This is a genomic window from Christiangramia flava JLT2011 (assembly GCF_001951155.1).
GTDB classification, from domain to species: Bacteria; Bacteroidota; Bacteroidia; order Flavobacteriales; family Flavobacteriaceae; genus Christiangramia; species Christiangramia flava.
On sequence record NZ_CP016359.1, the window covers coordinates 833565 to 853095 of the forward strand.

20 protein-coding genes and 2 tRNA genes are annotated in these 19531 nt (G+C 43.2%); 10 read left to right on the forward strand and 12 right to left on the reverse strand.

Going from position 1 to position 19531, the window contains the following annotated elements:
• Nucleotides 1-18: 18 nt before the first annotated feature.
• Nucleotides 19-666, forward strand: a complete 648-nt coding sequence (locus GRFL_RS03370) for an O-methyltransferase (protein ID WP_083643290.1) — start codon at nt 19-21, stop codon at nt 664-666.
• Here GRFL_RS03370 and GRFL_RS03375 read toward each other — a convergent pair.
• The 7 genes from GRFL_RS03375 to GRFL_RS03405 form a co-directional block, all read right to left on the reverse strand.
• On the reverse strand, nt 663-1220 hold the full coding sequence (locus GRFL_RS03375; RefSeq protein WP_083643291.1) for a phosphatase PAP2 family protein: 558 nt from the start codon (nt 1218-1220) through the stop codon (nt 663-665). The genes GRFL_RS03370 and GRFL_RS03375 overlap by 4 nt on opposite strands.
• A gap of 10 nt (nt 1221-1230) precedes the next feature.
• Nucleotides 1231-1512: a Sec-independent protein translocase subunit TatA/TatB gene (locus GRFL_RS03380; RefSeq protein ID WP_083643292.1), complete on the reverse strand. Its 282-nt coding sequence runs from the start codon at nt 1510-1512 to the stop codon at nt 1231-1233.
• Between the two features lie 80 nt (nt 1513-1592).
• Nucleotides 1593-3896, reverse strand: a complete 2304-nt coding sequence (locus GRFL_RS03385; RefSeq protein ID WP_083643293.1) for a M1 family metallopeptidase — start codon at nt 3894-3896, stop codon at nt 1593-1595.
• A gap of 62 nt (nt 3897-3958) precedes the next feature.
• Nucleotides 3959-4459 (reverse strand): DUF6702 family protein, encoded by a 501-nt coding sequence (locus GRFL_RS03390; RefSeq protein ID WP_139839198.1) that lies wholly within the window; start codon nt 4457-4459, stop codon nt 3959-3961.
• Between the two features lie 87 nt (nt 4460-4546).
• Nucleotides 4547-5365: a peptidase associated/transthyretin-like domain-containing protein gene (locus GRFL_RS03395; RefSeq protein ID WP_083643295.1), complete on the reverse strand. Its 819-nt coding sequence runs from the start codon at nt 5363-5365 to the stop codon at nt 4547-4549.
• On the reverse strand, nt 5358-6128 hold the full coding sequence (locus tag GRFL_RS03400) for a peptidase associated/transthyretin-like domain-containing protein (protein ID WP_083643296.1): 771 nt from the start codon (nt 6126-6128) through the stop codon (nt 5358-5360). Before GRFL_RS03400 ends, GRFL_RS03395 begins: the two co-directional genes overlap by 8 nt.
• On the reverse strand, nt 6121-6930 hold the full coding sequence (locus tag GRFL_RS03405) for a carboxypeptidase-like regulatory domain-containing protein (protein WP_083643297.1): 810 nt from the start codon (nt 6928-6930) through the stop codon (nt 6121-6123). The genes GRFL_RS03400 and GRFL_RS03405 overlap by 8 nt, the downstream gene beginning before the upstream one ends.
• A 123-nt stretch (nt 6931-7053) precedes the next feature.
• Here GRFL_RS03405 and pepE point away from each other — a divergent pair, with 123 nt between their 5' ends.
• Together pepE and GRFL_RS03415 are read left to right on the forward strand one after the other, a co-directional pair.
• Nucleotides 7054-7755, forward strand: a complete 702-nt coding sequence (gene pepE / locus GRFL_RS03410; protein WP_083643298.1) for a dipeptidase PepE — start codon at nt 7054-7056, stop codon at nt 7753-7755.
• On the forward strand, nt 7755-8669 hold the full coding sequence (locus GRFL_RS03415; RefSeq protein ID WP_083643299.1) for a glutaminase: 915 nt from the start codon (nt 7755-7757) through the stop codon (nt 8667-8669). The genes pepE and GRFL_RS03415 overlap by 1 nt, the downstream gene beginning before the upstream one ends.
• Before the next feature lie 69 nt (nt 8670-8738).
• Here GRFL_RS03415 and rpsT read toward each other — a convergent pair whose 3' ends face one another.
• The 4 genes from rpsT to proS form a co-directional block, all read right to left on the reverse strand.
• Nucleotides 8739-8987: a 30S ribosomal protein S20 gene (rpsT, locus tag GRFL_RS03420; RefSeq protein ID WP_083643300.1), complete on the reverse strand. Its 249-nt coding sequence runs from the start codon at nt 8985-8987 to the stop codon at nt 8739-8741.
• A gap of 31 nt (nt 8988-9018) precedes the next feature.
• Nucleotides 9019-9090 (reverse strand) — tRNA-Glu (locus GRFL_RS03425).
• A gap of 68 nt (nt 9091-9158) precedes the next feature.
• Nucleotides 9159-9230 (reverse strand) — tRNA-Glu (locus GRFL_RS03430).
• Nucleotides 9231-9307: 77 nt separating this feature from the next.
• Nucleotides 9308-10786, reverse strand: a complete 1479-nt coding sequence (gene proS / locus GRFL_RS03435) for a proline--tRNA ligase (RefSeq protein WP_083643301.1) — start codon at nt 10784-10786, stop codon at nt 9308-9310.
• A 107-nt stretch (nt 10787-10893) separates the two neighbouring features.
• Between proS and GRFL_RS03440 the strand changes: the two genes are divergently transcribed.
• A complete protein-coding gene (locus GRFL_RS03440; RefSeq protein ID WP_083643302.1) occupies nt 10894-12003 on the forward strand; it encodes a hypothetical protein in 1110 nt (369 codons plus the stop codon).
• A gap of 68 nt (nt 12004-12071) precedes the next feature.
• On the forward strand, nt 12072-13577 hold the full coding sequence (locus GRFL_RS03445; RefSeq protein ID WP_083643303.1) for an OmpP1/FadL family transporter: 1506 nt from the start codon (nt 12072-12074) through the stop codon (nt 13575-13577).
• Between the two features lie 26 nt (nt 13578-13603).
• On the opposite strand, the gene GRFL_RS03450 is transcribed toward GRFL_RS03445, so the two are convergent.
• The gene (locus GRFL_RS03450; RefSeq protein WP_083643304.1) at nt 13604-15439 is read right to left on the reverse strand and encodes a T9SS type B sorting domain-containing protein; all 1836 of its coding nucleotides are present in this window, start codon (nt 15437-15439) and stop codon (nt 13604-13606) included.
• Nucleotides 15440-15586: 147 nt separating this feature from the next.
• Between GRFL_RS03450 and folE the strand changes: the two genes are divergently transcribed.
• The 5 genes from folE to GRFL_RS03475 are packed head-to-tail and all read left to right on the forward strand — an operon-like array spanning nt 15587 to nt 19380.
• Nucleotides 15587-16264 carry a GTP cyclohydrolase I FolE gene (gene folE / locus GRFL_RS03455; RefSeq protein ID WP_083645944.1) on the forward strand — a complete coding sequence of 226 codons (678 nt, stop codon included), beginning with the start codon at nt 15587-15589 and terminating at the stop codon, nt 16262-16264.
• 21 nt (nt 16265-16285) lie between these two features.
• Nucleotides 16286-17770, forward strand: a complete 1485-nt coding sequence (gene cysS / locus GRFL_RS03460; protein ID WP_083643305.1) for a cysteine--tRNA ligase — start codon at nt 16286-16288, stop codon at nt 17768-17770.
• A gap of 4 nt (nt 17771-17774) precedes the next feature.
• Nucleotides 17775-18023, forward strand: coding sequence for a membrane protein insertion efficiency factor YidD (gene yidD, locus GRFL_RS03465; protein ID WP_083643306.1), 249 nt, complete (start codon nt 17775-17777; stop codon nt 18021-18023).
• 44 nt (nt 18024-18067) lie between these two features.
• Nucleotides 18068-18889, forward strand: coding sequence for a prolipoprotein diacylglyceryl transferase (gene lgt / locus GRFL_RS03470; protein WP_083643307.1), 822 nt, complete (start codon nt 18068-18070; stop codon nt 18887-18889).
• Nucleotides 18886-19380 carry a DUF192 domain-containing protein gene (locus tag GRFL_RS03475; protein ID WP_083643308.1) on the forward strand — a complete coding sequence of 165 codons (495 nt, stop codon included), beginning with the start codon at nt 18886-18888 and terminating at the stop codon, nt 19378-19380. Before lgt ends, GRFL_RS03475 begins: the two co-directional genes overlap by 4 nt.
• Nucleotides 19381-19531: the final 151 nt, after the last annotated feature.

The following is a 19531-nucleotide window of genomic DNA, read 5'->3' on the forward strand; positions in this document are numbered from 1 at the left end:
TTTGTGAAAAATTATTCCATGCATTTTTTACCTGAAGAACTGGACGACTACATTGTTGCCCATTCTGAAAAAGAACCGGAACTCCTGGCAAAACTGAATCGCGAAACACATCAAAAGGTCATGCAGCCGAGGATGCTGAGCGGTCATTACCAGGGGCGCGTTCTCAGTATGCTGTCCAAGATCATCAATCCGGGCAATATTCTGGAAATTGGAACTTATACGGGTTATTCTGCCCTTTGCCTGGCGGAAGGCATGAGCGCCAACGGGCAGCTGCACACGATCGATGTGAACGAAGAGCTGTATGACCTGCAGCGAAAGTATTTTGATCTTTCTGAATACGGCCAACAGATCTTTCAGCATTTAGGAGATGCCACCGAAATCATTCCGAAGCTTCAGGAAAAATTTGACCTGGTTTTTATCGATGCTGATAAACCGAACTATCCAACCTATTTCGAGCATATTATTGAGAAGCTGAATCCGGGCGGAATTCTTCTATCAGACAATGTTTTATGGTCTGGAAAAGTGATTGAAAATGTGAAAGATGACGACCTTTCTACACAGGCGCTTCTGAAGTACAACAAGTTGCTGGTGGAAGATCCTAGATTGGAAACCGTGATTCTGCCCATTCGCGACGGCCTGACGATTTCTCGTAAAAAAGTGAACTAATACAACCTTCTACCCGACTTTAGATAGATCCTATAGAATAAAAATGCAAAACTGATCCCCACGATCATTCCCACCAGGATGTCTCCAGGATAATGGACACCCACATAAATTCGGCTTAAAACGAAGATGATAGGCCACAGATACGCAATAAAGATCCAGGGATATTTTTCCCTCAGGGCCAAAACTACGAAGGTAGTCGCGCAAAAAGAAGTTGAAGAATGCCCGGAAAAGAAACTGTAATTAGTAGGTTCCTGAAGCACTCTTATTAAATCTGAAAGATCGGGATTGTTATTAGGTCTTAATCTTGTGAAAAAACCCTTGACCAGATTGGTAAAACCCCAGGTTGTAAAAACCGAAGCCAATAAGAACAAAGAGGTAAAAACTGCTTTTTTCCAGTGATAAGCAATGAAGAAAAGAGCAAAGAACAGGATATAAAGTGGTATCCAGTGACGGGGATCTGTAACAAATATCCAGAAGGAATCGTATCTTTCAATCCCGAGATTGTTCAGAAATACGAACAATCTCCTGTCCCAATCCTGCAGTTTTTCGAGCATTTACAAACAGTTAGTTTCTGCGTTTGATGGAACCGGTAATCTCATCAATATCCTCTTTGACCTTGTCGATCTCGCCGCGGATATCTTTGGTAAAATCTGTATCAATACCTTGTTTTTCGGCACTTCTCTGAATTTCACTTTTAATATCGTTTGAGGCATTCCTGATGGCTTTCATTCCTTTCCCTAAACCTTTGGCAATTTCAGGAATTTTATCGGCACCAAAAACCATCACTAAGATGAACATGATAAAGGCGATCTCGGCACCACTTATGAACAACGGTATACTTAGCATAATAGATCAAATATAATTACAAATATCAGCATAAAAAAAGCCGACTCGTTAAAGTCGGCTTAATATTTTTTCAGGAAAAATTAATCCTGACTTTCTTTGAATTCGTCGAATTCGCTTTTGTTTTCAGTTTTAGGCCAGCTGTTGTTATCTACGTTGACATCAGCCGTTTCCATATCTGGATCTACCACGATCTTAGTGATCTCCTTATCAGTAGCCATTACTTTGCTTACCACGTCGTCGTTCTTTCTCCAAACCTGTACCGGGTACGTTTTTTTCTCGGTACTTCCATCAGCATAAGTGATTTCGATAATCAGCGGCATCACCAATCCTCCTGGCTTTTCAAAAGTAACCTGATAGAAGTATTTTGGTGTTTTCATGTTACTGCGTTCTTCCGCACTGAAATTATCCATTACGTACTGGTTCAGTTTTTCAGCATTTTCCAATACGGTTTTGTTCTTCATATCGGCTTTGAAATCTGCGTCCTCTTCTTTTACTACATAAAGTGCATCAGCCTGCTCCGGAGTTGTTCCATATTGTTCCAACATTTTTCTACCAGCTTCGGTAGGCTGATCGGTCACGTAGAATTTAGACACCTCTTTGATCCCGATATCTACATTATCAGTAGTATAGAACCAGCCTCTCCAGAACCAATCCAAATCGATACTGGAAGCATCTTCCATTGTTCTGAAGAAATCTTCCGGGGTTGGGTGCTTGAACATCCATCTGTGAGAATAGGTATGGAAAGCGTAATCAAATAGCTCACGTCCCATTACGGTTTCTCTTAAGATGTTTAGTGCTGTAGCCGGTTTTCCGTAAGCGTTGTTACCAAGCTGGTAAACTTCTTCAGGATTCGACATGATTGGCGCAATGTAATCCTGGTTGCCTTTCATATAAGGAACGATCTTACTAGGCTCTCCTCTTCTGGAAGGATAATTGCTGTTCGGAGCAATTGCTTCCGGATACTTCTCTCCAAACTCCTGCTCAGCCATATACTGAACAAAAGTATTGATCCCTTCGTCCATCCAGCCCCACTGGCGCTCATCAGAGTTCACGATCATCGGGAAGAAATTGTGTCCTACCTCGTGAATGATCACACTCATCATTCCGAATTTCGTACGGTCGCTGTACTGGCCGTTCTCATCTGGACGACCATAGTTCCAGCAAATCATTGGGTATTCCATCCCCTGGTTCTTAGCGTGTACTGAAACCGCCTTATGATATGGATATTGGAAAGTATGATTACTATAGCTGCTAAGCGTGCTGGCAACTACTTTGGTAGACCAGTCTCCCCATAAAGGATTTCCTTCTTTTGGATAAAGCGAAACTGCCATGACATCTTTTCCCATTACGTCTACGGCCATCATATCCAAAATATACTTTCTGGAAGTGGAAAAGGCGAAATCACGTACATTTTCAGCTTTGTATTTCCAGGTTTTCGTTTTATTGGAAAAACCTTTTTCAGCTTTTTCAGCTTCTTCCTGAGTAACGATTACTACAGGCTTATCAAAAGATTTTTTGGCCTGGTCGTAACGCTTCATCATATCTTTGGAGTACACATCTCCCCTGTTTTGAAGTTCCCCGGTTGCTTCCATAATATGGTCTGCAGGAACGGTGATATTCACTTCATAATCACCAAAAGGCAACGCAAATTCACCACTTCCCCAGAACTGCATATTTTGCCAGCCTTCTACATCATTGTAAACAGCCATTCTTGGGAAGAATTGAGCAATCTGGTAAGCTCTGTTCCCATCTTCCGGAAAATATTCGTAACCAGAACGCGCACGATTGGTCACGTGGTTATTAATATTATAATTCCATTTAATGCTGAAAGTATAACTGTCTCCGGCCTTTAAAGACTGCGGAAGATCGATTCGCATCATGGTTTGATGGATCATGTATTTCAAAGGCTTTCCGTTTTGAGAAACCGCTTCAATGTTGAAACCTCCGTCGAATGGCTCCTGAAGATATTTATCAGCAAACCTAGAAGTGGAATTGGCCGGAGCTACAGCATCACCGTCTCTTTCCAAAGCTGGCGCATCTTTCTTACGGATGTTCTGGTCCAGCTGTAACCATAAATATTCAAGATCCTGCGGAGAATTGTTGTGATACGTAATGGTTTCTTCACCGCTTAGAACGGCGTTTTTATCATCCAGCGTCACATCCATCTTATAGTCGGCTTCATTTTGGTAATAAGCCGGCCCCGGAGCACCTGAGGCGGTGCGATATTGATTAGGAGTAGCAAATTCCTGGTACATTTGCCGGAATTTGTTAGTGTTGGTGTGTCCTTCCTGCTTTGGTGTTTCCTGTTGTTCATTTTCCTGGGCGGTCATTCCCATCACAGCAAACATCAAAAATGCAGAGCATAACAAGTTTAGTCGCTTCATTTAAGTGTTTTTATTTTAAAAGATTGCTAAAAATAATTAAACTAATTCGATTTACGGAAAATTTAAAAACTTAATACCCCGGTACTCTCGTCCTTCATCAGCATCACCGATTTGGTTTCGCCGTTTTTCTTCACATTCACGATGTTCTTCTGGGTATCGAAAAGGTCGGTCAGCACAAGATTCTGAACCTGGATCTTCTGAAAATCTTCCACCCCGTCTACCTCGATAAATAATACGATCTGGTCAGCATCAAATTTACTGCCGAGAAGTTTCAGTTTTCGCTCCTTCCCGTTTACACTGATGTGCATTTTTTTGGAAAAGTATTCCTGCATGAGATCCTGATGCGTTTTCAGGTCCTGCTTATATGATAAGCTAATCTGTTCCTGATAGCGCTTACTCAGTACCTCTTCCAGGTCGTTAATAAAAACGCGGGAAACGATCTGCAGGCGTTGATCCTGCTCGCGGTATTCCACTTCTGTAACGCTCAGGTAAGTTTTGTGCAAAGAAGTCTTAAAAGAACTAAGACTGAAAACACACAAAAACAGGAGGATATAACTTTTCATAAACTTTTTTACCATTCTGAAACAAATATCAAACCAAAGACCGGTTTTTCAGAATGCGTGTATAGGACTACAAAGCAACAAAAAAGTTTAAATCGAATCCACTTCTTTTCTCAAAGAATCTGAATTATTGAATTCGGTGCCTCGCCATTCCCGAAATTTATCAATTTGAGAATCAAAATATTCCAGGAGCGCAAAAGCGTTGTCGTCATTCACCAGTTTTTTGAAAATGGGGTTTTTCTGGCAGAAAAACAGAAAATTCGTCACTTCGTTAGTATTCAAACCAAGGCTTTTTCTGAAGTAGGCCATACCAGCCATTTCCAGACCTCTGGCTCGCAACTCTTTTGGATCGCTGATTAGCGGTGTTCCTATTTGTTTCTTTTCCAGCGCCTCTGCGACCACACCAGCGACCTTTTTAAGATCCAGACCGCCCATACTGTTGCGCTTTTTATATGGATTTAATTCCCGGTCTTTTTTCACCACATCGCTCAAAATCTGCTGCATCTGGTTTTTTCGCTCAACCTCTTTGACCGAAATCTTATTGATGTCACTTTGGAGAAATCCGGAAAGTTCAATATCATCCACCAGCACTTCAGCCAGTTCATTGATCTCCTCATCCAGCAAGATCTCTCCAAAACTGCCTTTTTTCAGCATAGCTTCGGAAACTACTATTTTTCGGTTTACATGTTGAACGGAAGAAAACAGGATCGTATCCCCGCTCAAAGCCGGAATTTGAAAATACCCTTCCCGATCACTGCTGGTTCCTTTGCCAGAGCTTAGGTTCAGAATGTTCAGGTTTTCAATCCCTGTAGGATCTTCCAGAGAGACAACACGGCCCTTGATCCCATCCTGCGCGATGGCAGAAAAATGGAAAAAAATGGCCAAAAGTAGGAGCGTAATTTTATTCATCAGCAGGCAAATTTCGTATTTCCAGGAAACCCCCGGAATGTTCTTTCATAAAATCCATCAAATCAAACAGCAATTTAGACTGAACGAGAGTCTTAAAAACGGGAAAATCAGCGAGATAATATAGAAAATTCAGAATTTCTTCCTCTTCTATTCCCAACTCATCCGGATAATAATTCAAAGGTAACAATCCGTAAGCTTCCATCACAAGCTTTTTGGTTGTTGCTTTTTCTTTGGCTTTTTGCATCAATTTTCGCTTTCCGTTCAACGAATAAATGATCGCACTTACCGGGTCGCCCGCTCCCTGCATGAATTGCAGCTGCCGGTCAATCATTGGCGGGGGTGGTGTTGGAAAAGGAATTCCGAATTTTTCATACACCGAAAGCTCCCGGTTTTTTTGATCCAGACTGATATGTCCGGATAGTTTGATATCGCTGATCAAAACCTCATCGAGCTCATCCAGCCGATCCTGCAGAACGATCTCATTATTTCCGCCAATCATCAAAGCTTCAAAAACCACGGTCTTATTGGCATACTGTACAGCTGAAAAATAAATACTATCGTTGAGTTGGGCAGGCAATTCAAAACTACCGTCTTCCTGGCTGGAAGTTCCAGTTCCCCGATCGAGATTGATAATATTAATGCCTTGCACGGCCATATTACTTTCGTCTACCACCCTTCCGCTGAAGACCTGGGTGTCCTGTGCCGAGACTTTTATGGCCGATGATAGCACCAATAGCAGGAAAAAATATCGAAAATTATTCATCAATTTCACGAAGTTTTAAAAATTCCTGCTGCTGCTCCTCAAAAAATCGGGCAAGGGCCAATAGGTCATCTCCAGCCAGCAATTGTTGACAAGTGGACTGATAGGCACAATAAAATACGAAATTCTCGATCTCGCTTTTAGGAATATGGAGGTGATCGGTGAAAAAATGTTCGGGAAACAGGCTAATTCCTTTCCAGACACTTATTTCCAGTTTATCCTGCCGGTCCAGTTTTTTCAAATATTTCGTTCGACCGTTGATCGCATTCAGAATAGGATCCAGCGGAACGGTTCCCATCAACGCATTAGCCAGGCTTAACTTTGTCCCTCCGGCTCCTGTGGTTGCAGCAAATAATCTTCTTTCAGCAGGAGTTCGGTATTTTTTAGGAAATGGGATTCCGTAGGCTTCCCTTTTAAAAATAGGCATAGCTTCCAGATCATTTTCGAGGTAACCGCTTAACCGCAGATCACTGATTTGAACTTCATCCAGTTCATTGAGTCGCTCTTCCAGCACGATCATCCATTCTCCCGAAATCATTTCCGCAGTCACTGCGAGCAATTTATTTTCAAACTGCACGGAAGAAAAGTAAATGCTGTCGCCAAGCCTCGCGGGAATGGCAAAATACCCATTTTCATCACTGGAGGTCCCGGTACCGGTGGAGTAATTGATGATGTTCACACCACCGGCCGGCTGCTCATTCTTTGATTGAATATAACCCCTGAAAATTGATGAATCCTGAGCCTTGGCACCAAAGAAAATGCTAAACGTGAAAAGTAGTGATGTGATACTTTTTACTGAAGACAATGACTGGTTGGTTAGGTTTCGGATAATTTTATAACGCTCATTTTTAGGTTTTAGCCTTTAAAGGCCCAAAAATTTTAAGTTCAAAGGCTTATTCTCTAATTTTACTGAAGAAAAAAGAATTCTATGAAAGCGATTTTAGCCAGCACTTCCACCCTTCATGGGCAGGCCTACCTGGAATATATTCTACCGGAACTGAAAACTCATTTTCAGAATTGTGACTTTGTCCTTTTCATTCCCTATGCGAGGCCCGGCGGTATTACCCATGAAGATTATACGGAAACCGCTCGCCAGGCTTTTTCGAAAATTGACATTCAGGTGAAAGGCCTTCATGAATTTGACGATCACGCGGAGGCTGTTCGGGAAGCACCGGCAATTTTCACTGGAGGCGGAAATACTTTTTTGCTGGTTTCCGAATTATATCGGAATAAGGTCATGCCTGTATTGCAGGAAAGTGTAAGAAACGGAACTCCTTATCTTGGGACCAGTGCCGGCAGTAATATTGGCGGGCTCAGTATGCAAACTACCAACGACATGCCAATTATTTACCCGCCATCCTTCAAGACTTTAGGTTTAGTTCCTTTCAATATTAATCCGCATTACCTTGACCCTGATCCAAATTCCAGGCATAAAGGCGAAACACGGGAAACCCGAATTAAAGAATTTCATACTCTCAATTCGCAGCCGGTTGTTGGATTACGCGAAGGAAGCTGGCTGGAAATAACCGATCGAGTTATGCTGAAAGGTAAATTGGATGCCAGGATTTTTGAAAAAGATCAGGACGCTTACGAAGTTCAAACCGGCACTGACCTAACCAATCTCAACTAATGGATTATCAACAAATTTTAGATACGATTTACGAAGAAATGAGCTACCGCGATGTACGCGGAAAAGTCGCTTCCTATATCCCGGAGCTTGCCAAGGTAGACCATCGTAAGTTTGGGATGCACATCTATAATGGTGAAAAGCAGCATTTCTGTTTTGGCGATAGCAAAGAAAAATTTTCGATCCAGAGTATTTCCAAGGTTTTCACCCTTTCCATGGCTATGCGGATTATGGGTGAGTCTTTATGGGATCGCGTTTCCGTGGAACCTTCGGGTGACCCGTTTAACAGCCTGACACAGCTGGAATATGAAAGCGGCATTCCTCGAAATCCTTTCATCAATGCGGGAGCGCTGGTCATTTGTGATATTCTGGTTGATCAACTGGAAGATCCCAAGAAGGAATTACTGGAATTTGTACGCAACATTACCGGTGATGAAAATATTGATTATGACCGGAGCGTGGCTTCTTCGGAAAAATCTACAGGTTATCGCAATGTGGCTCTTGTTAATTACATCAAAGCCCTCGGCAATATCAAATGTGATGTGGAAGATATCGTGGATTTCTATTTTCATCAGTGCTCCCTTGCCATGTCCTGTAAACAACTGGCGCAGGCATTTATGATCTACGCAAACCGGGGAAGGTTGCTTGAAAGCGATGAAAAGATCCTGAAGCCTAAATCAGTAAAAAGGATTAATGCGCTGATGCAAACCTGCGGATTTTATGATGAAGCAGGGGAATTCAGCTTTCAGGTTGGCTTGCCGGGGAAAAGTGGCGTAGGCGGGGGAATTGTAGCTATACACCCCGAACAATATTCTGTAGCTGTATGGAGCCCGATACTGAATAAAAAAGGAAATTCTGAATTAGGAATGAAAGCGCTGGAACGGCTTACCACCTTAACCGGTTTATCGGTCTTCTAAAAAAGAAAAAATAATAAAAAATGCTTCCCAAAACAGGAAGCATTTTCTATAAATTGAACACTGCTATAATTAAAGTGCTGCGACGTGCTTAGTCAATTTTGACTTTAGGTTAGCAGCTTTATTATCATGAATGATATTGTTCTTCGCCAGCTTGTCGATCATGCTAACTACAGAAGGCAACATACCTTCAGCCTCTTTCTTATCAGAATCACGAAGCTTCTTGATCGCATTTCTGGTCGTCTTGTGTTGGTAGCGATTTCTAAGGCGTTTGCTTTCATTGCTACGAATCCTCTTCAACGCTGACTTGTGATTTGCCATTACAATAAATTATTTAAAAAATTTTTAACTGTAGTCCGTAGGGGAATCGAACCCCTGTTACCAGGATGAAAACCTGGCGTCCTAACCCCTAGACGAACGGACCATTATTTATTTCAATTTGCAGAAAAATCTGCATTCACTTCGAAAGCTATAAGCCGCTTTCAGGCTTTGTAGTCCGTAGGGGAATCGAACCCCTGTTACCAGGATGAAAACCTGGCGTCCTAACCCCTAGACGAACGGACCATTTTGTTTCAAATGCGGATGCAAAAATACAACTATTTTTCAATGCTACAAATATTGATTGAAAAAAATTGAATTTTTTAATAAGCCTTCGCAAACAGTACTCTTCGAGCTGAATCCTTTCCGGTAAGCACGCACTTTCCAGGCTCTTCTTTCCCGTCAAAAGGGATACATCTGATAGTGGCTTTGGTTAGCTCCTTGATCCTGTTTTCAGTCTCCGGGGTTCCATCCCAGTGAGCAGCGATAAATCCGCCTTTTTCTTTTAAGACCTTTTTAAACTCCTCAAAGCTATCAACCTCTGTAATGTGTTCATCGCGAAAATCTCTGGCTTTATTGAAAAGGCTTTCCTGGATTTCCACCATGAGGCCTTTTATTTTCTCAACCACTTCTCCTCGATTAACGAATTCCTTGGTCAAAGTATCTCTTCTTGCAAGCTCAACCGTTCCTTTTTCCAAATCTTTTGGTCCAAGAGCCAGTCTTACCGGCACACCTTGCAGCTCATACTGGGCAAATTTCCAACCCGGTTTCTGGGTATCGCGATCATCAAATTTCACGGAAACACCTGCTTCTTCCAGCTGTTCCACCAGCTCGTGGGCAACTTCGGAAATCTGCTGCAACTGTTCTTCTCCTTTATATATAGGTACAATTACCACCTGGATTGGCGCCAGTTTAGGCGGAAGAACCAGACCATTATCATCACTGTGCGTCATGATCAATGCTCCGATCAGCCTGGTAGACACACCCCATGATGTGGCCCAGACATAATCCAGATCCCCGTTCTGAGTCGCGTATTTAACATCAAAAGCCTTGGCAAAATTCTGTCCCAGGAAATGTGAAGTTCCAGCCTGCAAGGCTTTCCCGTCCTGCATCAAGGCTTCGATACAATAAGTTTCCATGGCGCCTGCAAAACGTTCGTTTTCAGTTTTTGCACCTTTGATCACCGGAATTGCCATAAAATTCTCTACAAACTCGGCGTAGATATTATTCATCAATTCGGTTTCTTCCAAAGCTTCTTCCCTGGTAGCATGCGCCGTATGCCCTTCCTGCCAGAGGAATTCTGCCGTACGAAGAAACAAACGTGTACGCATTTCCCATCTTACCACGTTTGCCCACTGATTGATTTTGATAGGCAGATCGCGATAGGATTGAATCCAGTTTTTATAGGTATTCCAAATCACTGCTTCAGAAGTGGGACGCACCACTAATTCTTCTTCCAGTTTGGCTTCGGGATCAACTTTTAATTTCCCAGGTCTATCCTCATCGTTTTTTAGCCTGTAATGGGTCACCACAGCACATTCCTTGGCAAAACCTTCGGCATTCTGCTCTTCCGCTTCAAATAAACTCTTCGGAACAAATAAAGGAAAATAGGCATTTTGATGCCCGGTCTTTTTAAACATTCGGTCTAGCTCTGCCTGCATTTTCTCCCAGATTGCAAAACCATAAGGTTTAATCACCATACAGCCTCTAACTGCCGAGTTTTCAGCCAGATCGGCCTTCACCACCAACTCGTTATACCATTTTGAATAATCCTGATTTCTACTCGTTAGATTTTTACCCATTACTTGTTATTTGGCATAAAACTTGTATCTTCTTCAGCGTAAGGACGCTAACCTGTTCGGGCAAAACTAACTATTTTTAGCCTGCCCAACAATAAAAAGAATTACCGATGAAACTAATTTACTTTTTCAAACAACATTTAAGCCTGCTGTTTGCCCCAGCACTTCTTCTGGCGCTGGCATCATGCAGCTCTTACCAGTATTCCGGATATGAAGCTGATGGAATTTATGGAGAGGCAAGACCTGGAATCTGGGAGCAGGAAGCTCCACAAACTACCGAGGTAAAACCAAGCAACAATAATACCTATTATCAAAATCTTTTCGCCCAGCAATCTCAAATGGTGGGAGAAATGCTGGAGGGAGATATTTTTACAGATGTAGAAAGCTATTCCTCGAACACCGGTTACGACGATTATTCTGAAACTGGCGGTGATGTGGCTTATGTTGGAGGTTATGCACCTTGGGGTAATTCACCAGATACTTACACGATCAATATTTATAATAGAGGATTTTATTCTCCTTGGTATTATGGCTACGGCTCCCGTTGGGGCTGGGGATACAGAGGTTTCTATGATCCATTTTTTGACCCATGGTACGGTGGGCCTTACTGGGGAGGTGGCTATTGGGGTAGCTCAATGGCTTACGGCTACGGACCTTACTGGAATGTTGGTTTTGGTTGGGGTTATGGTGGTTTCTATGGTCCTTATAACTATCCTTACTACAATCCTTACAGAGGTTATTATCCTTATTATGGCGGAAGATACTGGCAAAATAATGTGGCCTATCACTCCGGAAGAAGAGGTTCAACCTATGACTATTCCAGAAATTATGACGGAAGAAACGGCGTGGTTTCGAGAAGCAACAGGAATACCTCCTACTCCAGAAGTATTCGCGATATTCGCAGCAATTCTGCCAATTCTTCAGAATACAGTAGAACTCGAAGTAATGTGAATAGCAATCGAACCTACACAAGGTCTACCAGCAGAACTGATACCAGCATTCCCTCTAGATCTAATAGCGGTTATTCCAGATCAAGTTCAAACAGCAGTCCTACATACAGGTCCAGCTCTTCCAGCAGCAATAGAAGTTACACCCCTTCTACGCGAAGCAGTTCTTCTTCCAGAAGTTCGAGCACGAGAAGTTCAAGTAGCAGCAGTAGCAGCCGAAGCTCGAGTAGTTCCAGAAGTTCTGGCGCTTCAAGAGGCAGAGGTGGTATCTAAGAATAAATGAAATTTAAATACAAACCTTACAGTTTCCATCTGTAAGGTTTTTTTATAAAAACAATGAAATGAAAAAGATTTATAGCCTAATTGCCTTTCTCGCAATTACCGTGGCGGGTCATTCCCAGACCCTGAATGACGCTTATCGCTATTCTAAAACAGAACTCACCGGAACAGCCCGTTATATATCCATGAGCGGTGCTTTCACGGCCCTTGGCGGCGATATTTCAGCTATTAGCCTCAACCCGGCTTCCTCCGCAGTTTTTCTGAGTAGCAGTGCTTCCGCAAGTCTGGATTACAGCTGGAATGAAAATACTATCGGTTTTAATGGAGGACTTGATCAAAGTGATAACAGCGATTTTGATATCGGGAATCTGGGAGGAGTTTTTGTATTCAACAGTAACAATGACAGTAATTGGAAAAAAATCAGTCTAGGCCTGAACTACACACCTACCAACAATTATGAGGAAAGTTTCAGCGTACGCGGAAATTCTTCGAATTCCATAGACCAGTATTTCTTAGGATATGCACAGGGTTACGAGCTGGACCTGCTGCAAACAAGAGATAATGAAAGCATTTCTGACCTTTATTCCTTTCTGGGCGAAAACTACGGATTTGCCGCTCAACAGGCATTTTTAGGTTACCAGGCTTATGTGATCGAAGCTCAAAACGACACCCCAGACAATTCGAGTTATTATTCTTATATACAACCCGGAAATTTTGACCAGACCTATCAATATGCTGCCACCGGGACGAATGGTAAATTAAGTATAAACCTTGGAACACAATTCAAAGATTTCCTGTATTTGGGCGTAAACCTGAATTCACACCTGATCAGTTATGAGAATCGCACAGAATTTGCGGAACTGAACAACAATACGGGAAGCGAAACCACCGAAGTCTACTTCGGAAACAGCCTTTCTACCAACGGCGATGGATTCAGCTTTCAGCTTGGAGGTATTTTCAAACCAAACGAAAATTTCCGCCTGGGCTTGACATATAATTCTCCGGAATGGTATACCATTAGAGAAGAAACCTCGCAATACCTGGAAACCAACAGTGATTTGGACGAATATGTTTCCGTGGCACCAAATATTATCAACGTATATCCCGAATATAAATATCAGATTCCCTCCAAGATTTCAGCCGGTGCAGCGTACATCTTTGGAAAGTCTGGCTTGATCAGTTTTGATTACAGCTATCAGGATTATTCCAAGATCGAGTTCAGGCCTCAGGGTGACCCTTCTTTTAGTGATCTTAATGCGAGAATTGCCAGTGAAATGCAGGCAGTTTCCAGCTATAAGCTTGGTGGAGAATACCGTATTCAGCGCGTGAGTCTCCGCGCAGGATATCGTTTTGAAAACAGCCCCTTCAAAGACGGTGTAAAAGTTGGAGATCTTACCGGTTACAGCGCAGGTATTGGTTACAACTTCGGAAGTGTAAACCTGGACCTTGGTTACTCACAAACTCAATATGATGAGAATCTCCCTGTTTTTGAAACAGGTTACACGAATCCAACCAGTATAGACAGGACGCTATCTCGAGCTGTTCTTACACTCAGTTTCGGATTATAAAATGCAAGCGCCTCCGGGCGCTTTTTTTATCTTATTAAACTGAAGTTTGCCATATATTCCTGACGCTCGCCGGTTTTTACATCTTGCACTTCCACCCGGAACCAGTAATCATCTGCCGGGAGCTGTTTCCCGTTGTAGGTTCCGTCCCAACCTTTACCATTCCTGGGGTCCAGCTGCTTGATCAATTTTCCGTAGCGATCAAAAACGTATAGCCGCCTGATACTGCCTTCAGCATCATTCAAAACATTCCAGTAATCATTAATCCCGTCCCCATTAGGAGAGAAATATTTAGGATAACCTACCAGGTAAACATGAAAGCTTAAAGTAGGGCCGCAACCATTCACTTCCCTACCACGAATAGTATGATTTCCTGCACTCACATTGCGAAAAGGCGCAGCCTGCCAGGCTCCCTCATCCAGACTGTATTCATATTCCGCAAAAGGATTATCCCGGGAGGCTTCCAACATTGGCTCCAGCGTATAACCATCTCCAAACCCGGAACCTGAAATATTCACCGATAGATTCTCTGGAACATATACCTGTTCCAGATTGACCTGGTAATTCGTTTCGCAGCCGGTTTCCAGTGAGGTCAAAATTAGTTCCAGGAAAGTCACTTGCGGATCTTCCGTTAAGGTGAGAATTGCGGAATTACCCAAAATGGTACTTCCTGCCCGCCATTCGTATGAAAATTGCGTCCCCACATCTGCTCCGAGCACCAGGTCATTCACGAGATTCCCCTCTTCGGAAACACAAAGGGCTGCAGATTCGGGTAAGTTCAACTGCGGAAAATCATACGCAAGCAGCTCAAAACTGCCAATTTCCGAAAGACAGCCGGTTTCATCATTCTCCACACGCGCATATATGGATTGCTCCCCACTAAAATTAAAAGTTGCCGGACTGGAAATTCTTGTATCTTCTTCTGCAGCAACCTGGGTCTCATAGTAACGAACTGAAAAACCACTGCCCTGAGAAGCGATAAAATCATCATCATTTTCGGTGAGATCTACAGTTCCGGAGCTATCACAGGAATATAAGTCACCTGCAACACCAATCTCCGGGTTATCATAAAAGGTTACCGTAACATCGTCGGCTTCGCTATTATCACCCAGAACATCTGTCAAGATCAGCCGGTAATCTCCGCTTTGAGTAACTGTTAAAGTAGGCCCTTCTTCTCCCGCGATCTCGGTATATTCATTTTCGCCTTCGAGTCGTTCGTACCAGGCATAAGCACTTGCTTCATCACTGGTTCCGTCCAGGACATATTCTTGCTCCCCACAAACCGCAATATCGTCCCCCAGGGCATTCCCTAAAATGGAACAATCTGTCGAGCCCTGGCCGGCGGCGTTGGGGTTTTGCTGTTGCAGACTGATGAATCCTGGTAAGCGTTCAAAATTGGTAATGAGAACGATGTAGATGGCATTCGCCTGCGCGTTATTGATCGTCATGGTTTCGGTAGCCGCTTCGGAATAGCTGCAACCCACCTGGTTTTCTTCCGTGAGGTTGTCATATGAGCAAAAATCGTCAGTCCTTTCGAAAGGTCCCCACACAATAAAATCTACGTCGAGATCGGCTCCGGAAAAATCGGCTTGCGTATTTTGTGCAAGAGTAAATTTGAGGTCGCCCGGCTTTTCGATCTGCATAAAAAACCAAGAGGGAAACGGCTGCTCTGAAAGACATCCGTAATCCGGGCCTTCTTCCGCCACGTCTACATCGGTATTTTCTTCATTGGAATTGGCAAAAACCAGTCTCTGGTCGCCCGCACAAAAAGGTTCAATATTGGAACACAAGGATCCCTGGGCTTTGACAAGACCTACCATACCCAGCATGGCGAGGGTCAGCAGTATGCGAAAATTAAGTTTCATGCTCCCAAATCACCTTATAGTTTGCAAAATAGGAAATATTCAGCCCAATCAGTAAAAAGCAGTCTATTTTTGAAGCATGCTAAAATGCTATAAATATGTATCTTTGCAAGTCAATACGGTTTTAACCGACTACTATTGCAAAAAAGCATGAAAATAGATAAAATTTTGAATGAGATCGAGGAAATGGGTGACGCCCATGCCAGCGGAAGCGCGGAAACTCCACTAAGAGAAGATGCCTTTGAGATTAGCGACAGTGAAAAGATTGAAAAAATCAGGGAAGATGTTCGCAATATCATGCATACGCTGGGCCTTGACCTGAAAGACGACAGCCTGAAAGGAACTCCGCAGCGAGTGGCGAAAATGTTTGTGAATGAAATTTTTGGCGGCCTGGACCCTAAGAGAAAGCCGAAAGCTTCCGTTTTCGAAAACAAGTATAAATACGGTGAAATGCTGGTTGAGAAAAACATCACCGTGTATTCTACCTGCGAGCACCACCTTCTTCCAATCGTTGGAAAAGCGCATGTTGCATATATTTCTAACGGAACGGTTGTGGGACTTTCCAAAATGAACCGAATTGTGGATTATTATGCGAAGAGACCACAGGTCCAGGAGCGCATGACCATGCAGATCGTTCAGGAATTGCAAAATGTACTGGGAACGCCTGATGTAGCCTGCGTAATCGACGCCAAACATCTTTGCGTGAACAGCCGCGGAATCAGGGATATTGAAAGCAGTACCGTAACCAGTGAGTTTGGAGGAGCCTTTCAGAAAAAAGATGTACGCCGGGAATTTCTGGATTACATCAAGTTAGACACTACCTTTTAAGACCAAAAATCAGCATATTTCATGGCGCTATACGAGCAACAAAGCTTAAAGATCTATAATTCGATGAGCGGTGACAAGGAAACTTTCACCCCGATCAATGAAGGACATGTAGGAATGTATGTTTGTGGACCCACGGTGTACAGCAACGTGCATCTTGGCAATTGCCGAACCTTCATTTCATTCGATCTGGTATTTCGCTACCTGAAGCATTTAGGCTATAAAGTTCGATACGTTCGCAATATCACAGACGCCGGACACCTGGAAAACGATGCCGACAGCGGTGAAGATCGTATTTCCAAAAAAGCGCGACTCGAGCAGATCGAACCAATGGAAGTGGTTCAGAAATATACTGTTGATTTTCATAATATTTTACACCGATTCAATAACCTGCCTCCGAGCATTGAACCTACTGCTACGGGCCATATCGTGGAGCAGATCGAGATCATCAAGACCATTCTCGAGAACGGTTATGCTTACGAAGCGAACGGATCGGTCTATTTCGACGTGTTGAAGTTCAATAAAGATCACGCCTACGGTAAACTTAGTGGCCGTGCGATCGAAGATATGATCGCAAACACGAGGGAGCTGGCAGCCCAGAGCGACAAGAGAAATCCGCAGGATTTTGCCCTTTGGAAGAAAGCGGAGCCACAGCACATCATGCGCTGGCCATCTCCATGGAGCGACGGTTTTCCTGGATGGCACCTGGAGTGTACCGTTATGAGCACGAAGTACCTTGGCGAAGAGTTCGATATTCATGGTGGAGGGATGGATTTAAAATTCCCTCATCACGAATGTGAGATCGCTCAGGGTGAAGCTGCTACCGGGAAATCACCGGTAAACTACTGGATGCACGCCAATATGCTGACCTTAAACGGAAAGAAAATGGCCAAAAGCACCGGGAATTTCATTTTACCGGAAGATCTTTTCTCAGGAGACAATGACATTCTGACCAAAGCATTCTCCCCAAATGTAGTTCGGTTTTTTATTTTGCAGGCGCATTACAGAAGCGTGCTGGATTTCTCCAGTGAGGCGCTATTGGCCAGCGAAAAAGGTTTCAACAGGTTGATGGATGCCTACTACGCGATCGATGAACTAGCTGTGGCTGAAACTTCAGAAGCTGAGCTTGCTACCTGGAAGCAGTCCTGCTACGATGCGATGAATGATGATTTTAACAGCCCAATCCTGATCAGCAAACTGTTTGATGCGGTGAAAATGATCAATTCTGTAAAAGAAGGAAGTTTGAAGATCACTTCAGAAGATCGTGACGAACTGAAAAGCAGCATGAAGTCTTTCCTGTTCGATATTTTAGGTTTGACCGATGCAGTTGAAACAAATTCCGTGGATACTGATAAACTTTCGGGCACGATCGACCTGCTGATCAAATTACGAGCTGAAGCAAGGATGAACAAGAACTTCGCCCTGAGTGATCAAATCAGGGACCAATTGCTGGAGCTTGGAATTCAGCTGAAGGACGGCAAGGAAGGAACAACTTTTTCCATAAATTAAGAGCATGCTTAAAAAATGGCTCAGCAACATCCTGATCGCCATTGTAAAGTTTTACAAAAACTTTATTTCCCCATTGACCCCTAATAGTTGCAGGTACTCACCGTCCTGCTCCAGTTATATGCTGGAAGCTATTCAGAAACACGGACCGTTCCACGGATTCTGGATGGGACTTAAAAGAATTTCCCGTTGCCATCCCTGGGGTGGATCGGGTTATGATCCTGTGCCTGGAAAAACACCCGACAAAAAGACTTAAACAAAGCCAAATACGTATATTTACCACCAAACTGAAACAAAATTATGATTTTTAGCGCCATAACCTGGAACCCAAGTGAAGGCTTGGATTTAGGATTTTTCACCTTACACTATTACAGCCTGATGTTTCTCATCGCTTTTGGATTGGGATGGTATATCATGAAAAGCATCTACACCAGGGAAGGTATCGAAATTGAAAAATTGGATTCCCTTTTCATCTATACCGTACTGGCAACGCTAATAGGTGCCAGATTAGGCCATGTTTTCTTCTACGACTGGGCATATTTCCAACATCACATCCTGGAAATCTTTTTACCCGTGCGATTTGAACCGGAATTCGAATTCACCGGTTTCCGGGGGCTTGCCAGTCATGGTGCCGCAATCGGGATTATCGTTGCAATGTACCTGTATTCTAAAAGAGTCTTGCAGAAGCCCGTTCTCTGGATCCTGGACCGCATTGTCATCCCGGTAGCCAGCGGAGCCATTTTTGTGAGGATAGGGAATTTCATTAATTCTGAAATCATCGGTAAACCAACACATTCAGATTATGGTGTGATCTTCGCGAAACTCGGTGAAGATTTCCCGCGCCACCCGGCGCAGTTATACGAATCGGTTAGCTACCTGGTAATCTTTGCCATTTTATGGTTTATCTACTGGAAAACGGAAAAACGCTTTAAGCAAGGTTATCTTTTTGGACTGTTTTTGGTACTGCTTTGGACCGTTCGGTTCTTTGTGGAATTCATCAAGGAGCCACAGGTGGAAGAACGCGGAACCTGGCTGCTGAATACAGGGCAATGGCTAAGTATTCCTTTCGTAATCGCAGGGCTGTACTTTATGTATCGGCCAACCAAAAAGACCACGGTATGATCAGGAAAAGTCTTAGTGTTCTTGCGTTAACTTTTCTTATCGGAATGAATTCCTGTGAAAACACGGACAAAGATTCTCATACGGTAACTACAGAACCTATTACATTTTCCGAAGAAGGCTCGCTTTATCTTATTCGAAAAGAAGGCGACACGTTACCAAAACTGGCTATCGAATTTGCCGAAACTGATTACGAACACCAGACCGGCCTGATGTACCGGAAAAGCATGGAAAAATTACAGGGCATGTTGTTCGTCTACGAAGATTCCCGGCCTCGTAATTTCTATATGAAAAACACCTATATCCCGCTGGATATTCTCTATTTTGGGGAAGACAGTACGCTGGCAAGTATTCAAAAAGACGCTAAACCCCTCGATGAAACCTCCCTTCCTTCTGAGGGTCCTGCACAATTCATCCTGGAGATCAACGCTGGATTAAGTGAAGAATGGAAACTGGATCAGGGCGATCGGATATATTTTTATAAGAACGAATAAAAAGCTACATATTTTTAAAATACAAGCCTTCTCTACGGAAGGCTTTTTGATGTTTAATTAGTTGGTTGGCAGTAAGGCCCAACCTCTTTCTCAAATCTTACTTCCGAATTTCAGAAGGATTTATATTTCTAACGAAGCAATCTTAGGCTTG

Bases quoted from the DNA above. Each gene is read 5' to 3' on its own strand.
- GRFL_RS03370 (WP_083643290.1), top strand. From the start codon at position 19: ATGCATTTTTTACCTGAAGAACTGGACGACTACATTGTTGCCCATTCT.
- GRFL_RS03375 (WP_083643291.1), bottom strand. From the start codon at position 1,220: ATGCTCGAAAAACTGCAGGATTGGGACAGGAGATTGTTCGTATTTCTG.
- GRFL_RS03380 (WP_083643292.1), bottom strand. From the start codon at position 1,512: ATGCTAAGTATACCGTTGTTCATAAGTGGTGCCGAGATCGCCTTTATC.
- GRFL_RS03385 (WP_083643293.1), bottom strand. From the start codon at position 3,896: ATGAAGCGACTAAACTTGTTATGCTCTGCATTTTTGATGTTTGCTGTG.
- GRFL_RS03390 (WP_139839198.1), bottom strand. From the start codon at position 4,459: ATGAAAAGTTATATCCTCCTGTTTTTGTGTGTTTTCAGTCTTAGTTCT.
- GRFL_RS03395 (WP_083643295.1), bottom strand. From the start codon at position 5,365: ATGAATAAAATTACGCTCCTACTTTTGGCCATTTTTTTCCATTTTTCT.
- GRFL_RS03400 (WP_083643296.1), bottom strand. From the start codon at position 6,128: ATGAATAATTTTCGATATTTTTTCCTGCTATTGGTGCTATCATCGGCC.
- pepE (WP_083643298.1), top strand. From the start codon at position 7,054: ATGAAAGCGATTTTAGCCAGCACTTCCACCCTTCATGGGCAGGCCTAC.
- GRFL_RS03415 (WP_083643299.1), top strand. From the start codon at position 7,755: ATGGATTATCAACAAATTTTAGATACGATTTACGAAGAAATGAGCTAC.
- rpsT (WP_083643300.1), bottom strand. From the start codon at position 8,987: ATGGCAAATCACAAGTCAGCGTTGAAGAGGATTCGTAGCAATGAAAGC.
- proS (WP_083643301.1), bottom strand. From the start codon at position 10,786: ATGGGTAAAAATCTAACGAGTAGAAATCAGGATTATTCAAAATGGTAT.
- GRFL_RS03440 (WP_083643302.1), top strand. From the start codon at position 10,894: ATGAAACTAATTTACTTTTTCAAACAACATTTAAGCCTGCTGTTTGCC.
- GRFL_RS03445 (WP_083643303.1), top strand. From the start codon at position 12,072: ATGAAAAAGATTTATAGCCTAATTGCCTTTCTCGCAATTACCGTGGCG.
- GRFL_RS03450 (WP_083643304.1), bottom strand. From the start codon at position 15,439: ATGAAACTTAATTTTCGCATACTGCTGACCCTCGCCATGCTGGGTATG.
- folE (WP_083645944.1), top strand. From the start codon at position 15,587: ATGAAAATAGATAAAATTTTGAATGAGATCGAGGAAATGGGTGACGCC.
- cysS (WP_083643305.1), top strand. From the start codon at position 16,286: ATGGCGCTATACGAGCAACAAAGCTTAAAGATCTATAATTCGATGAGC.
- yidD (WP_083643306.1), top strand. From the start codon at position 17,775: ATGCTTAAAAAATGGCTCAGCAACATCCTGATCGCCATTGTAAAGTTT.
- lgt (WP_083643307.1), top strand. From the start codon at position 18,068: ATGATTTTTAGCGCCATAACCTGGAACCCAAGTGAAGGCTTGGATTTA.
- GRFL_RS03475 (WP_083643308.1), top strand. From the start codon at position 18,886: ATGATCAGGAAAAGTCTTAGTGTTCTTGCGTTAACTTTTCTTATCGGA.